The organism is Mesorhizobium sp. M7A.F.Ca.MR.148.00.0.0 (genome assembly GCF_003997735.1).
Classification (GTDB): Bacteria; Pseudomonadota; Alphaproteobacteria; order Rhizobiales; family Rhizobiaceae; genus Mesorhizobium.
Map to the genome: position 1 here is coordinate 1 of NZ_RZTB01000426.1, position 394 is coordinate 394.

Sequence of the window (394 nt, forward strand, 5' to 3'; positions counted from 1 at the left end):
TGTGCCACTGAATACTGCATTGAGTATGCCGTCCACGCGATCGAGGCTCGAATGCTGTCGCACGTCTATCAAGTACGGCAGCGGAGATTCAAGAAAATGGGGTATCTATTTATTAGGAGGTCTTCGCCGCCGCCGACTATTCTCTCCAGCGGCATCATTGCCCCGTTAGGCGTCGGGGCGATAGCCAAAGTACTTCTGCAGCTTTTCTCAGCGGATCGCTCTCCCTCAGCTGATTGTCGTACCCCATTCTGGCACATCTCGGACCGAGAACGGATGCGTTCCACTACTACATTCGGTCATTCAAGATGGATAGAATTGATCGGCGCACAAGGCGCTGTCATCGCTGCTTGAGAGCAACAGGTTATGAAGTCGAAACCCGACCCCGTGCAACTCG

Annotated in this window: 1 protein-coding gene; it reads left to right on the plus strand. The window is 53.6% G+C overall.

The window, feature by feature from the left end; translation table 11 throughout:
• The coding region (locus tag EOB49_RS37140) for a hypothetical protein (protein ID WP_206526211.1) at positions 1 to 351 on the plus strand (351 nt) is incomplete at its 5' end.
• Between the last annotated feature and the right edge of the window lie 43 nt (positions 352 to 394).